The organism is Streptomyces vilmorinianum (genome assembly GCF_005517195.1).
Lineage (GTDB): Bacteria > Actinomycetota > Actinomycetes > Streptomycetales > Streptomycetaceae > Streptomyces > Streptomyces vilmorinianum.
This window is the reverse complement of the sequence record NZ_CP040244.1, coordinates 6,541,654-6,555,631: the sequence shown is the minus strand read 5'-3', so window position 1 is coordinate 6,555,631 and position 13,978 is coordinate 6,541,654. Positions and strand designations below refer to the sequence as shown.

Genomic DNA, 13,978 nt, shown 5'->3' with positions numbered 1-13,978 from the left:
GTGTCTCACTTCGCGAGGAGAGGGGTGCCGTGGACGGCCTGTTCGTAGAGGGACATCAACTGCCGTGCGCTGTGGGCGATGTCGTAGCGGTGGGCAGCGGCGGGCTGCGGCAGCCGGGCGAGGCGGGCGTCCCGGATGCCGCCCAGCGCCGAGACCAGTTCGGGTACGGACGCGCCGATCCGCCGGGCTCCCGGGGCCGCGTCGGGCGGCAGGTCGTCGATCGCGGGGCAGGCGACGTACAGCGCCGGAAGCCCGGCGGCCAGCGCCTCGACGACCGCGAGCCCGAAGGACTCGTCGGGGGAGGTGGAGACGAAGACGTCCATCGCGGCGAGCAGCGCGGGCAGTCCGGGGCCCTGCGAGGTCACCGACGGCGGGTCCTCGCAGGCGCCCGCGAGGAGCACCCGGTCGGCCGCACCGCACGCGCGGGCCAGGCCGAGCAGACGCGCGCGCTCCTCGCCCTCGCCGACCAGCAGCAGCCGTGCCCCGGGCATCGCCGCCACGGCCCGGACGAGACGGTCGAACCGCTTTCCCGGGACGAGGCGTCCCACCCCGCCGACGACGAACGCGTCCTCCGGCAGACCGAGCACCGTTCTTGTCATCCGGCGCGCGTCCTCGTCGTAGCCGAACCGCGCCCGTTCGATGCCGTTGGGGACGACATGGACACGGGAGGGGGTCACGCCCCACTTCTCCAGCCGACGCGCGACGCTGGGCGAGACGGCGACCGTGCCGGTGCCCAGCCGTTCGGTGGCGAGATAGAGGGCGCGGGTGCCGGCGGAGAGCGGCCTGCCCTCGATCTGGGTGTCGCCGAGCGAGTGCTCGGTGGCGAGGACCGTACGGACCCCGGCGAGGCGGGCGGCGATCCTGCCGTACACACAGGCCCGGTACAGGTGGGTGTGGACGAGGTCGTACCGGCCCCGGCGGACGATCCCCGCGAGCCGGGGCAGCGCGCCGAGGTCCCGGTTGCCGGCCATGCCGAGATGCGCGACCGGGACCCCGTCGGCCTCCAGACCGCGGGCGACCGCGCCCGGGTTGGTGAGCGTGACGACCTCGCTGCGGACGGGCAGATGGCGCAGCAGCAGTCGCAGTTGCTGCTCGGCGCCGCCGATGCCGAGTCCGGTGATGATGTGCAGGACCTTCACGGGGCCTCAGACCTCCGCGCCGGCGGGCCAGCGGCGGCGCAGCGGGTGCAGGGCGCGCTTGGCGGTGAGGCGCCAGGAGCTGTCCTGTTCGCCGACGTGGATGCGGGGCAGCGCGTGCGCGCAGGTCAGCGGGCCGGGGGCGATGGCGCAGCCGTAGCGGTACCCGGCGTCCTTCACGGCCTGGATCACGCGGGCGTCGACGTCTCCGTACGGGTAGCAGAAGCCGTCCACCGGCGTACCGGTGATCTCCCCCAGCAGCTCGCGGCTGCGGCGGGTCTCCTCGGCGAGGGTCAGGTCGTCGACGGACGGGAGCGAGACGTGCCGCAGGCCGTGCGAGCCGATCTCCATGCCGGCCTCGGCCGCGCGCAGGATGCCGTCCTCGGACAGCAGGGGCTTGCGCGGGCCGTTGCCGTCCCAGGCGTTCTCGCCGCCGATACGGCCGGGCAGGACGTAGACGGTGGCGGTGAACGCGTGGCGGCGCAGCAGCGGGAGGGCCGAGTCGAGGAAGTCGGCGTACCCGTCGTCGAAGGTCAGGGCGACCAGCCCCTTGGCGCGGCCGGCGGCGGTCGCGGCGAGCAGCTCGCGCACCGAGACTCCGCGCAGGCCACGGTCGTTCAGCCAGTGCAGCTGCCGGGCGAAACGCACCGGCGAGACCGTCACCTGGTACGGATCATCCGTGGCGTCGGCGATCGAGTGGTACATCACCACCCACGGGGGCGGCTTCGGCAGCAGTCGGCGAATCGCGGCGGTGCGGGGCGCCGTGGCAACGGGCATGGGCGAGCCTTCGTGATGCGGTACGGGTGAGGGGCGGGATGTCCGGCGCACGGGCGGCGCAGGCGACGAAGAGCAGGAAGACGGAGACGGTGACCAGGCTCGCGACGGCGAGGGAGAGGACCGCGTTGCCGATCAGGAACGAGCAGAGCCAGCCGGCGCCGGTGGCCCAGGCGGCGGCGGTGGCCAGCCGCAGCGTCCCCTCGCCGAGGTAGCGGATACGGACCGGGATGGACTGGCGGCGGGCGCCGAGCAGCATCAGTACGGCGGTCAGCGTGATCCCGAGGGCGTTGGCGGCGGCGATGCCGACGGCGCCCCACAGCCGAGCGCCGGCGACCCCGGCGACGGCGGTGACGGCGAGTCCGGCGGCCATGGCGGCGGCCGGGTACCAGAGGGGGCGCGCGGCCGAGAAGTAGCAGCGGACCAGGGTGCCGACCATCGTCTGGCCGAGCAGGCCGAGGGCGTAGACGCGCATCACGGCGGCGGTCGCGGCGGTGTCGGCGTGGTCGAACGCGCCGCGCTGGAAGAGGACTTCGACGATCTGCGGGGCGGCGGCGATCACGATCGAGGCGCCGATGAGGACGACGACGGCGGCGAGCAGCAGATCCCGTTCGACGCGGCGGCGCGCGCCGTCCGTGTCGCCCGCCGCCATCGCGCGGGCGACGACGGGGAAGCTGACCGTGCAGAGCATCAGGGAGAGGATCATCGGCATCTGCGCGACCTTCTGCGCGTAGTTCAGATGCGAGATGGCGCCGGCGGGGAGGGGCGAGGCGAGGAAGCGCTCGATGAGGATCTGGGACTGGCGGGAGACCGTGAAGGCGATGACCGGGGCGATGAGTCCGAGGAAGAGGAGCCGGCCGTCGCCCGTGGCGGCCGGCGCCTCCTTCGGCGTCGCCGGCGCCGGCCGCTGGCTGCGCAACTCCCGGAGGAGGTACGGGGCTTGGACCGCGACCATCAGCACGCCGCCGACGGCGACCCCGGCGGCGGCCGCCCGTACGCCGAAGGGCTCGCGCAGCACCACCATCGTGCCGATGATCCCGATGTTGTACGCGACGTAGATGGCGGCCGGCGGCAGGAAGGAGCCGTGGGCGCGCAGGGCGGCCGAGCAGTAGCCGGCGAGGGCGAAGGTCAGGACGCAGGTCGCGGTCAGCCGGGTGCAGTCGACGGCGAGCTGCGGGTCGGGAAGACCGGGCGCGAGCGCGGCGACGAGCAGCGGCGCGGCGATGACGAGGAGCCCGGCGAGGGCGCTCACGGTGAGCGCGAGCCGGGGGAGCGTGGAGCGTACGAGGGCTCGGACGGCGCCGCGCCGGGTCAGGGCGCGGCTGAACGCGGGCACGAGGATCAGCGCCATCGCGTCCTCGATGAGCAGCGTCGAGGCGAACTCCGGCACGGTCCAGGCGACCAGGAACGCGTCGGTCTCCGCGCCGGCGCCGAAGAGCTGCGCCAGGATCTGATCCCGCACGAGCCCGAGCACCGCCCCGGCGGCGGTCAGCCCCGCGGTCACGGCCGCGGCCCGCACGAGAAACCCCCCGGCCCCGGCCCGCCGCACGCGCGCCATACTCCGCCCGTCGGCCCCGCCCTGCGGGCCGCGGGCGGTGCCCGGCCCGGTGACTCCCGGCCGGGCGCCGTCCGCGACCGGAGGCCGCAGCGTGTCCCGCCCTGCGGGCTGCTCGGCCGGCGCCGTGGGGGTGGCGGTCCCGGCGGGGCACGGCCGTTCCGTCGGCGCGCGGCCCGGCGTAGCCGCGGCCTGCTCGGCCCACGCGGTGGGCGTGGAGGTCCCGCCCCGCGCCGCGGCCGCCCCGGCGGAGGCGCCGTACGGCGTGTCCGAAACGGGCTGCGGGCTGCGGGCGGTGGCCGGACCGGGGGCTGACGGCCGGGCGCTGCCCCCGGCCGGAGCCCCCAGCGCGTCCCGCGCCGCGCCGGTCCCGGCGGAGTCGGCGTAGGGCGTGCCGGCCACGGCCGGAGGCCGCAGCTCGTCCCGCCCCGCGGGCTGTGCGGTCCACGCCGGAGGTGGGGCGGTGCCGGTTCGGAGGGTGGTGGGTGGGGCCGGGGTGGTCGTGCCTGCCCAGCGCCAGAGGGTGTCCTGGTCGGACGGGGGTGGGGACCAGGGGTCCCGGGGGGTGGCGGGTGGGGCGGGCGGGGCGGAGGCCGTGTCCGTGGACTCCGGCTCACCGGCCCAGGGGTCACGCACGTTTCACCCCTGCCAGCGACCACCAGGCCGCGAGGCCGAGCACGACCGACATCAGGACCGTCGAAGGGCCGCCGATGTCCGCGTAGAAGAAGTCGATGAGCTGCCACGACAGCAGCCCGATCGCGACCAGCGCGCAGTCCGCGCCCCGCGCCCGCCCCCGCAGCGCCCCGGCCAGCAGCGCCGCCCAGCTGCCCGCGAGCGCGAGGAGGCCCACCAGGCCCTGCTCGCTGAGCACGAGCAGGTACATGTTGTGCGGGGAGAGCAGCGGCTGGCGCTGGAACGCCGCGCCCGCGCCCGCCGTGTCGCTGCCGGACGACAGCGCGAGCGAGGCGTTCGAGTCGCGGTACGCAGGGAAGCCCTTCAGCCCCACCCCCGTCAGCGGATCCGAGCGCCACATCCGCCCGGCGGCCGCCCACATCGTGTACCGGTCCGTCACCGACTGGTCCGGCGCGCCCGCCACCTGCGTGATGCTGGTGACCCGCTCCTTCACCATCGCCGAGCCGACACCGAACCCGCCGACCAGGACCACCGCCAGCGCGCCCACCACGAGCGCCACCCGCGCCGCCCGCCGCAGCCCGGAGAGCACGAGCTGGATCGCGATCGCGAGGACCGTCGCGATCCACGCGCCCCGGCTGAAGGAGAGCACCAGCGGCAGGAACAGCAGACCGGCGCAGACCAGCGCCGCCGTCCGCGTCCGGCCGCGGCCGCTGCCCAGCGCGATCCCGGTGACGACGACCAGACCGTACGAGACGACCGTCGCCATCCCCATCACATCGGTCGGCCCGAACGTCCCCACCGCCCGGATGTCCTCGCCCATGTACGACGCGCCGGTCCCGGTCAGGTACTGCACGACCCCGACCGCGCCCTGCACCAGCGCGAGAGCGACCAGCGCCCAGGCCACCACCGCGAAGTCCCGCCGGTCGCGGATCACGAGCAGCACGGCCGCCGGGACGAGCACGAAGATCTGTACGTAGCGGGCGACACCCGGCAGGCTCGCCGCCGGATCGTTCGAGGTGATCGCCGCGACGCAGATCCCGAGCACCGGCAGACCGAGCACGACCGCGGCCGCACGGGTCAACGGCCGGGCCCCGCTGCGCAGCACCCGCACCAGACAGATCAGCACGAGCAGCCCGGAGGCCGCGTCCGCGATCGTCCCCGTCCCCCCGGTGCCGCCCTCCGCGCCGCCGGCGGACGGGACGAGCAGCAGCGCGATCACCGCGAGCACCGGAGAGAGCGCGCCGGCCCGACGGGCCCAGGCGCGCACCTCGGGACGGATCGCGGGTACCGCCACCGCCGTCGTCGTCGTCATCAGCTTCCCGCCGGTCGGACCAGGCCCGCCGCGGTCCGCAACAGAATGCGGACGTCCTGCCAGAGCGACCAGTGGTCGATGTAGTGGTTGTCGAAGCGGCAGCGATCCTCGATGGAGGTGTCGCCGCGCAGCCCGTGCACCTGCGCCAGGCCGGTGAGCCCGACCGGCATCCGGTGGCGGTCCGCGTACCCGGCGTGGATCCTGCTGAACTGGGCGACGAAGTACGGCCGTTCGGGCCGCGGCCCGACCAGGCTCATGTCCCCGCGCAGCACGTTCCACAGCTGCGGCAGCTCGTCCAGCGAGCTCCGCCGCAGAAAGCCGCCGACCGCGCTCATCCGCCGGTCGTTGGCCACGCTCCACCGCGTCGCCGACTCGGTCTCGTCGGCCGGGCGCAGCGTACGGAACTTCAGCAGCGTGAACAGACGCCCGTTCTGCCCCACCCGCTCCTGGCGGAAGAGCACCCCGGGCCCGTCGGCGAGCCGCACCGCCAGCGCGCACAGCAGCAGGACGGGCAGCGCGAGGGCGAGCGCGGGACCGGCCAGGACCACGTCGAGCGCGCGCTTCGCGGTCAGCCCGCGCCGCTCGCCCAGCGGGACGACACGCCGGCAGGCGTACCCCCACAGGTGGTCGCCCATCGCCCCGTCCCGCGAGCGGCCGCCCACGCGCCAGGTCGTGCAGCCGTAGTGCTGAAAGAGCGTCAGCAGGCCGCTGTCGTCGGTCAGGAACACCGCGTCGCGCACGGTGTTCTGGATGACCGCCCGGTGGATCTCCTCCGTGGTGGTGAGGACCGGAAGGCCGGGCTCCCCGGCCGGCTGCGGCGTTCCGCCGTCCGGCCGCGCACCGACGATCCCGACCGGCCGGATGCCGTACTCCGGGTGCTGCGCCGCCGCGGCCGCGAACCGGCGCGCCGCGGCGAGCCCGCCGACGACCAGCGCCGAGCGCGGATGCGCCCGCGCCGTACGGCGCCTGCGGGCCTGCACCGCGCCGCGGCCCAGGCACACGGCGGCGACATGCACGCCGTACGCGGAGCAGAGCGCGACCGGGCCGATCGCCAGGCCGGGCGTGTACGCGGCGACGACGGCCGCCGCGACACACCAGGCGACCCCGGCGCGGGCGGCGAGCGCGGGCAGCTCGTCCAGTACGGAGGTGAGGGCACCGGACCGGTGGAGACCCGCGTACCCGTTGAGGACGAGGACGCACGCGGCGACCATCAGGAGCAGCCGGATCTCGTGCTGCGGCTCGGGCAGCAGCGCGGCGGCGAGCAGCACGGCCAGTGCGTCGGCCGCGATCAGCGGTACGGCGGCGAGCCGCGGCCGCGCGCGGCGGCGCGGTGGCAGCGCCAGCCGGTCCGGCGCACCGCGCTGCGGTGCGAGGGAGGCGAGTCCGGGGACAGGGCCCTGGACCGCCGAGGGCCAGGGGCCCGGTGAAGGAGGAACGCTGGTGCTTTCCGTAGTCACGGCGAAATCGGCTCTCTGTGCTCGGTGCACCGCACTCCGGCCAGCTCGCGGTACACGTCCGCGACGGCCGCGCCGGTGCGCCGCACATCGAATCTGCTGAGTACGTGGTCGTGGGCCTCATGGCCCAGGGATCGCCGCAGCTCCGGCCGGCCGAGAAGGCGGCCGACGGCGGCGGCGAGGGCGGCCGGGTCCTCGGGCGGGACCAGGCACAGGGGTTCGTGGCCGGGCGGCAGGCTCTCGCGCGCCCCGTCCACATCGCTGACCACCACCGGCCGGCCGCTCGCCATGGCCTCCAGGGGCGCGAGCGCCATGCCCTCCCAACGGGAGGGCAGAACGACCAGATCGGCCGCCCGGTACCAGGGCGCGGTGTCGTCGACGGCGCCGGTGAACCGCACCGACGGCGGGGCGGCGGCCCGCAGCCGCGGACCGTCCGGGCCGTCGCCGACCAGGACGAGCCGGGCCGTGGGGACCTGCGCGAGGACGGCGGGCCAGGCGGCCAGCAGGACGTCCTGCCCCTTCTGGCGGCAGAGCCGTCCGACACAGACGACGGTCGGCCCGTCGTCGGTCGCGACGTGAGCGGTGTTCTCCGCGGTCTCGGTGGTGAACCGCGACACGTCCACGCCGTTGTGGATGACGGACCAGGACGCCCGAACGCCCGCCTCCTCACCGGTGCGCCGCTCGGCCTCGCTGACGCAGACGATCCGCCGCGTCCAGCGCGCCGCCCAGCGCTCCCAGCGCCGGGCCAGCGCGCCGACCGTTCCGTCGACCGCCTCGAAGGACCAGGCGTGCGGCTGATACACCGTCGGAATCCGCCCGCGCAGGGCCAGTCGGGCGCACAGCCCGGCCTTGGCGCTGTGCGCGTGGACCAGGGCGGGACGGACCGTACGGATCAGCCGTGCGAGGTCGCGGGTCTCCCGGACCAGCCGCGGGCCGGGGTCGCGCCCGGCCCGCCACGCGAACAGGCCGGCGCCCTCGGCCTGGACCGCCGCGGCGAGCGGGGTGCCGGGCGGGCAGGCGACGGCTACCCGCATCCCCGCGCCGAGCTGGGCGCGGACCAGGTCGACGACGACCCGGGCGACCCCGCCGTCACCGGGCTGGACCGCGTGCAGAACGGCGAAGGAGGAGGAATGTGATTCTCGTGGGGACAGCACGTCAGCGCCGGACGTCCGCCTGGAGGAAGAGCGCCCCGAGCCAGACGGTGTCCTGCCGGGTACCGAAGCGGACGTGGAAACGGTCGGCTCCATGGCGCAGCGCACCCCCCAGATCGAAGACGTCGGAGTCGTACCCCAGGGTGTTCTGATGAGCGGGAAGTCGTTCGATCCGACCGGCTCCGAAATCGGTGATGCTGGAGTTCATCACGTCGTCCGCGGAATTGGCGGAATCGGAGAGCAGGACGCTCTTCGAGCGTCCCGTTTCCACCGCGAGGTAATCCCCGGAAGTGCCCCGGTCACCGTCATAGGCGACCATGCCGAGTTGTCCGGCGGAGCCCTTCGCAATAGCGGTGTCGCTGAGCGGGACCCGCATCGTTCCGGTGCGCGGGTCCAGGGTTTCGAAGCCGTCCCAGAGCGTCAGCGTGCGCAGCGGCTCCTCGGCGTTCTCGTACGCGACGACGAGCGTCCAGCCGCCCCAGCCGCCGACCGCCGAACTGCCCATCGCCACATTGACCTGGGCGACGGTCCACAGTCCGGACCCGGCCGAGCGGACGAGTTCGGTGACGTCCGCGGACGCCTGGAAGGCGTCGGCGCCGTCCGCCGTGCGGTGGCCGATCGTGGAGTCCGCCAGAACCGCCTTGTACTGGCCCCCCGGTTCGGCGACGAGGACCCGGCCGTTGTCCTTGGGCGGCTTCTGCTCGCCGACCCGCAGGTTGCCGCCCCAGTAGAGCCGGGCGTAGGTGACCCGGGAGCCTTCGGGGATCGGTACCTCGGCGCTGCTGGAGTTGTACGTGTTCGGGTCGGTGTCGACGTCGACGTACCCGATGGCGGCGTCGTCGTTGCGCGTCCCCGCGCCCTTGACGTCCGTGGCGTCCGCGGCGGCCGTGGCCGAGGTGTTGGCGGCGCGGACGATCCCGCCGTGCTGCACCGCGTGGTACCGCTGCGCGAAGGGGACGCGGGGGGTTTCCTTGGGCTGGGGCGCGGCGGCGGAGGCGGCCGGCAGCGCGGCGGACAGAGCCGCACACGACAGGGCGCACAACAGGCCGCGGCGCACAGCATGAACCGCTGAATTCCGCATACAGGTTCTCCGCTTTGATGAGAGAAGCAAAGGAACACCCGTGAAGACCGGGAGAGAGGAAGCTGTCGGCCGTGCGAAAAGGATGAACGCGCGGCTGGACCGGAAGCAACGTTCGGGAACGTTATAACCCCAACGCCGGGCGATAGTAAGCATTAGATGCTCACAAACGCTAACTCCCGTATCCGTTCGGCAGGTTCCTCGTTGTGCGTGTTGCGCCAATCCCGGCTCAGTCGCCCAAACGGCCCTCCTATGGCCCAAAGATCGGTTGAACGTCACCCGTTCGGGAGAGCAACCGATGAAATGGAGCCGCGTTGTTGAGGGAGCCGGACGAAACCGTCCGCGCCGACCGTCTGGTCTGAGTCGTCTGCAATCGATCGAGGAGCGCTTCTCCATGTCCCGTATCGCGAAGGCCGTAGTCCTGTCCGTGGGTGTCGCCGCATCCGTCGCGGGTGCCACCGGTGTCGCCGCGGCCGACTCGCTCGCCGAGGGTGCGGCCGTGCACTCCCCCGGCGTCCTGTCCGGCAACCTCGTCCAGGTCCCGGTCCACGTGCCCGTCAACGTCTGCGGCAACACCGTGAACGTGATCGGCGCCCTGAACCCGACCTTCGGCAACAGCTGCGCCAACGTCTGATCTCGCACGCCGGATCGTGGTCCTTCCGAGGCCGGCGCGCCGCCCCGTCCAGGGTGCGGCGCGCCGGCCTTCCGCTCGTTCGGACGCACCCATGTGCGCCGTTCGGTGCAACGGCGTACGCCCCTCGGAGGAGCAGGTCAGAGCGGTGGATTCACTCGAACGGTGGGATGGCTCTCCGTAGCCCTCCCGTTGCGGAGCGCTATTCCCGCAGGCACGGTGGCGGAGAAGTTGTCCGACGCATCCGGAAAAGGAACATTCATGCGTCCCCTGGCCTCAAGCCGCCTCACTGTCCTGGCGATATCCGCCGCCATCACCTTCGGTACGGCCGCACCCGCCGTCGCCGACGTACACGAACCGTCCCGCGCGGCCTCCGTGACCGCGCGAGCTCCCCTCCCCGACGCCACGGCGCTCCTCGCCCAGGCCGAGGCCCTCGGGAAGCTGGGCTCGGTGCTCGATCCCGTCACCGAACTCCTCGCCGCCGCGCTCAAGGCCGACGACGGTCAGCTCCCCGCCGCGGACGTCGAAGCGCTCAAGGCGAAGATCACCTCGGCGATCGACGCCGCGAAGGGCGCCGCTCCGGTGCCGGCCCCCGAGACCCCGGCCGTCGAGGCGCCGGCCGTCGAGGCGCCCGCGGTCGAAGCGCCCGCCGTGGAGGCCCCGGCCGTCGAGGCGCCCGCTGTCCAGGCGCCGGCCGTCGAGGCTCCCGCCGTGGAGGCTCCGGCGCTCCCGGTGTCGGCCCCGGCCGCGGCCGGTGCCAAGTCCGCCGTCGGCAAGGCGGCGCCCGCCGATCTCGTGGGCGACGCCCTGGCCACCGTCGAGAAGGCGGTCGCGGGTCTCCTCGCGGCGGTCACCTCCGGCGATGCGGCCGGTGTCGTGCCGCAGGTCACCGCGACCCTGACCTCGCTGGTCAACATGGTCGTGGCGACCGTGCTCGGCAGCGGCCTGCCCGCGCCGGACCTCGCGGGGCTGCCCGCCCTGCCGGCGCTCCCGAAGCCCGACCTGCCGGTCGAGGCGCCTGTCGAACTGCCGGTGAAGCCGCCGCTGCCCGTCAGGTAGCCGCAGTACCGCCACGCGCGCCGTGCCGCCCAGCTCTCCGTCGGGCGGCACGGCGCGCGCGCATTCGATCGGCAAATAGGACCGGCTCACGTCATTCGGGTGCAGTATCGAGAAATCCTTCCTCCCGGAGTTTCCGGGGAGCGCACGCCTCGTTACAGAAAGTGGAACGACGTGCAGGAATCGCTCAAGAGGCCTGCAGGGCAAGCGACTTGCTTGCAAAACGAAGCGATAGAGGAAGGACTCTCTCCTATGAAGCCCACCAAGGTTGCCGCGGTCGTCGCCGGTTCTGTGATGGCCCTGGGTGCCGCGGCGCCCGCCATGGCAGCCGAGCCGATGGCGACCCCCTCCAGCCTGAACGGTGGTCTCGGGGCACTCACCAGCCAGGGGCTGAAGACGGACGCGCTGAGCAGCACCACGGACGGCTCCGTGGTCAAGACCGTGCAGGACACCGCGAACCAGCTGAACAAGGCCGGTGAGAGCGCGCCGCTGCTCGGCGGTCTCCCGCTCGGCGGCTGACACTCGCTCAGCAGAACCGCCCCACCGCGTACTTCCGCGGCGCGGGCGACCGCGTCGACGCGGTCCCGACCCTCCTGGATCGAAACCCTCGCTCCGCCCGGCCTCGGCGGACGCTCTCACCGGCACCTGCCGCTACCCATAGTGATCGGCTGATCGAATGATTTTCTGATCAGCTGCCGTGTGGTCCCGGCTTTCCGCAGCGTGCCGTTCTTAGGCTCTCGCCAACCCCCCACGGAAGGTTGGCCCATGAGAGACCGAGGACGGCAGTGCTCGACCTCGCGCCGCGGTCTGCGGCGTATCTGCCCGGTGTCCCTGAGCCCTACGTTCCGTAACGAGTTCGTCGTCGACTGACGTACTCGGTGCGTGGACAGGCCGGTCGGAGCGAGGGGGGTCCCCGCCGGTCTCTCCCTTTCTCCAGAGGAAGAGCGGTATGCGATCCATCATCAGCCGGAAGCTGCTCACTGCCGCGGCCGCGACGGGCATCCTGTCGCTGACCGGAGGCTTCGCCATCGCGGCGAACTCCACGGGTGGTACGGGTGACTCACCCGCCCCCGGCACGGGCAACCATCTTCAGATCCCCCTTCCCGAGAACCTGTGCGGCGAGCACCACATGGAGCTCGGCGACCTCTGTGCCCCGGGCAAGGACGAGCCCGACGGCTACGGGGACGGCGACGGCCCGGACCACCCGGGGAACCCGGACCACCCCGGCAACCCGGGCCATCCGGATCACCCCACGCAGCCTCCGCACACGAAGCCGCCGACGACGCAGCCTCCGCACACGAAGCCGCCGACGACGCAGCCTCCGCACACGAAGCCTCCGCACACGAAGCCTCCGCACACGAAGCCGCCGACCACCCCGCCGCCGACGACCCAGCCGCCGACGACGAAGCCGCCGACCACCCCGCCGCCGACGACCCAGCCGCCGACGACGAAGCCGCCGACCACCCCGCCGCCGACAACGCAGCCGCCGACGACGAAGCCGCCGACCACCCCGCCGCCGACGACCCAGCCGCCGACCACCCAGCCTCCGCACACGAAGCCTCCGCACACGAAGCCGCCGACGACGAAGCCGCCGACCACCCCGCCGCCGACAACGCAGCCGCCGACGACGAAGCCGCCGACCACCCCGCCGCCGACGACGCAGCCGCCGACGACGAAGCCGCCGACCACCCCGCCGCCGACCACCCAGCCGCCGACCACCCAGCCTCCGCACACGAAGCCTCCGCACACGAAGCCGCCCAAGCCCGAGCTCCCCGACACCGGTGCCAGCGATACCGTGGTGATGGGCGCCGCCGCCGGGAGCGCCGCCCTGCTGATCGGTGGAACCGTCGTGTACCTCCGGGCGGGCCGTGCCGCACGAGCCGGACGGTCTGAGCGCCGACACTGACGCTCCACACTGACAAACCGTCAATCATGGCCCCCGCCGTCACCGGTGGGGGCCTTCGGCGTTGCTGCACACAGGCGAATTTCGCGACGTTCCGTCCGGAGGGCTCGTTCTCAGAGCACAGCACCACCGCACCGTCGACAACTGCTCTGAAGGGCGTGTACGCAGTCATGAATCTGCGATCTCAAGCCGGCATGGGAATCCTCATGACCGCTCTCGCCTCCGCGGCCATGGCCTCCCCCGCCGCAGCCGCCGAGGCACCGGTGATCGTTCCGCTCCAGGGTCTGGAGCCGGTGATCCCGATGGACGCCCCCTCGGTGGCCACCGGGGTCCCCCTGCCCGTGCCGGGTGGGCCCACCGGCTTCCACGAGGGGCAGTCCGGCGTGCTGCCGGACGTCAGCCTGCCGCGGGTGCCGATCGCCAGCACCCTCCCGGAGACCGTCATCGCCGCCCCGCTGCCCGAGGTCATCGAAGGCAGCGAGCCCGGCAAGGCCCTGTTCACCACCCCGCGCTCGCCCCTGAAGGCGGCCACCCCGGGCGCGACGGTCGGCAACCCGGTCGTCGCTCCGCGCGGTGACCGGCTCGGGCTGCCGGACCTCGCCGTGCCGCAGGTGGGCGTCCTCGCCCCCGCGGTGAGCGGTGCGCTGGACTCGCAGCTGGGTCTGGCGCAGCCGACGGCCTGACCGCGTTCTTTTGTACGACCAATGGCCCGGCGGGTGAAGACACGATTCTTCCCCGCCACCCGAGGGGTCGTTGCTCGTTGCAACAGAAGGCTGGTCGCATGGCCGTGGCCCGCAGATCCCCGGTTCGCTCCGTCGTATCCGACGGCGGGCGCACCACCGGTCTGCGGGCCTTGCTCTCACTATTTTCGTCCCGTCCGGCCTAAAGGCCGTGACTCGTGCGCCAATTCGGCGTTGAACGGGAGCGTGGCCGTGATTCTCGCGGTCGCCTTTTCCACGTCCAAGGAGTTCTTGATGTCTCGCATCGCGAAGGCTGCCGCTGTCCTCGCCGGCACGGGTGCCGTTGCCCTCAGCGGAGCCGGCATGGCCGTCGCCGACTCGGGCGCCGAGGCTGTCGCCGCCCACTCGCCCGGTGTCGGCTCCGGCAACGTCGTCCAGGTCCCGGTCCACGTCCCGGTCAACCTCTGCGGCAACACCGTCACCGTCATCGGCCTGATCAACCCGGCGTTCGGCAACTCCTGCGCGAACGTCGACGGCCACAACGGTGGCTACGGCGGCTGATCCCCCCTCGCAGCACGGAGCGGCCCCCCGGCACACCGGCCGGGGGGCCGCTCC

The 13,978-nt window shown here is 73.5% G+C and carries 14 protein-coding genes; 6 read left to right on the top strand and 8 right to left on the bottom strand.

Translation table 11 applies throughout. From position 1 onward, the window contains the following. Positions 1-5: 5 nt before the first annotated feature. From FDM97_RS30305 to FDM97_RS30275, 7 genes are all read right to left on the bottom strand, one after another. Positions 6-1,139, bottom strand: coding sequence for a glycosyltransferase (locus FDM97_RS30305; RefSeq protein WP_137993668.1), 1,134 nt, complete (start codon positions 1,137-1,139; stop codon positions 6-8). A gap of 6 nt (positions 1,140-1,145) precedes the next feature. Beyond that, positions 1,146-1,841 (bottom strand): polysaccharide deacetylase family protein, encoded by a 696-nt coding sequence (locus FDM97_RS30300; RefSeq protein WP_432816261.1) that lies wholly within the window; start codon positions 1,839-1,841, stop codon positions 1,146-1,148. Beyond that, a complete protein-coding gene (gene murJ / locus FDM97_RS30295) occupies positions 1,810-3,468 on the bottom strand; it encodes a murein biosynthesis integral membrane protein MurJ (RefSeq protein ID WP_137995118.1) in 1,659 nt (552 codons plus the stop codon). Before murJ ends, FDM97_RS30300 begins: the two co-directional genes overlap by 32 nt. Before the next feature lie 625 nt (positions 3,469-4,093). After that, positions 4,094-5,410: an O-antigen ligase family protein gene (locus FDM97_RS30290; protein WP_137993666.1), complete on the bottom strand. Its 1,317-nt coding sequence runs from the start codon at positions 5,408-5,410 to the stop codon at positions 4,094-4,096. Next, a complete protein-coding gene (locus FDM97_RS30285; RefSeq protein WP_137993665.1) occupies positions 5,410-6,867 on the bottom strand; it encodes an exopolysaccharide biosynthesis polyprenyl glycosylphosphotransferase in 1,458 nt (485 codons plus the stop codon). The genes FDM97_RS30290 and FDM97_RS30285 overlap by 1 nt, the downstream gene beginning before the upstream one ends. Beyond that, positions 6,864-8,018: a glycosyltransferase gene (locus FDM97_RS30280; protein WP_254705806.1), complete on the bottom strand. Its 1,155-nt coding sequence runs from the start codon at positions 8,016-8,018 to the stop codon at positions 6,864-6,866. The genes FDM97_RS30285 and FDM97_RS30280 overlap by 4 nt, the downstream gene beginning before the upstream one ends. Before the next feature lies 1 nt (position 8,019). After that, positions 8,020-9,096 (bottom strand): DUF3344 domain-containing protein, encoded by a 1,077-nt coding sequence (locus FDM97_RS30275; RefSeq protein ID WP_137993663.1) that lies wholly within the window; start codon positions 9,094-9,096, stop codon positions 8,020-8,022. A gap of 391 nt (positions 9,097-9,487) precedes the next feature. Here FDM97_RS30275 and FDM97_RS30270 point away from each other — a divergent pair, with 391 nt between their 5' ends. The 3 genes from FDM97_RS30270 to FDM97_RS30260 all read left to right on the top strand — a co-directional run bounded on the left by FDM97_RS30270 (position 9,488) and on the right by FDM97_RS30260 (position 11,299). Next, positions 9,488-9,727: a chaplin gene (locus tag FDM97_RS30270; protein ID WP_137993662.1), complete on the top strand. Its 240-nt coding sequence runs from the start codon at positions 9,488-9,490 to the stop codon at positions 9,725-9,727. A gap of 258 nt (positions 9,728-9,985) precedes the next feature. Beyond that, positions 9,986-10,783 carry a hypothetical protein gene (locus tag FDM97_RS30265; RefSeq protein ID WP_137993661.1) on the top strand — a complete coding sequence of 266 codons (798 nt, stop codon included), beginning with the start codon at positions 9,986-9,988 and terminating at the stop codon, positions 10,781-10,783. 249 nt (positions 10,784-11,032) lie between these two features. Next, the gene (locus FDM97_RS30260) at positions 11,033-11,299 is read left to right on the top strand and encodes a hypothetical protein (protein WP_137993660.1); all 267 of its coding nucleotides are present in this window, start codon (positions 11,033-11,035) and stop codon (positions 11,297-11,299) included. A gap of 726 nt (positions 11,300-12,025) precedes the next feature. Here the strand turns inward: FDM97_RS30260 and FDM97_RS36670 are convergent. After that, on the bottom strand, positions 12,026-12,541 hold the full coding sequence (locus FDM97_RS36670) for a hypothetical protein (RefSeq protein WP_137993659.1): 516 nt from the start codon (positions 12,539-12,541) through the stop codon (positions 12,026-12,028). 34 nt (positions 12,542-12,575) lie between these two features. Between FDM97_RS36670 and FDM97_RS37160 the strand changes: the two genes are divergently transcribed. From FDM97_RS37160 to FDM97_RS30245, 3 genes are all read left to right on the top strand, one after another. Then, complete coding sequence (locus tag FDM97_RS37160) at positions 12,576-12,686, top strand: hypothetical protein (protein ID WP_432816260.1); 111 nt, start codon at positions 12,576-12,578, stop codon at positions 12,684-12,686. A 203-nt stretch (positions 12,687-12,889) separates the two neighbouring features. Further along, complete coding sequence (locus tag FDM97_RS30250) at positions 12,890-13,366, top strand: hypothetical protein (protein WP_254705805.1); 477 nt, start codon at positions 12,890-12,892, stop codon at positions 13,364-13,366. A gap of 291 nt (positions 13,367-13,657) precedes the next feature. Further along, positions 13,658-13,924: a chaplin gene (locus tag FDM97_RS30245; protein WP_137993657.1), complete on the top strand. Its 267-nt coding sequence runs from the start codon at positions 13,658-13,660 to the stop codon at positions 13,922-13,924. Positions 13,925-13,978 lie beyond the last annotated feature (54 nt).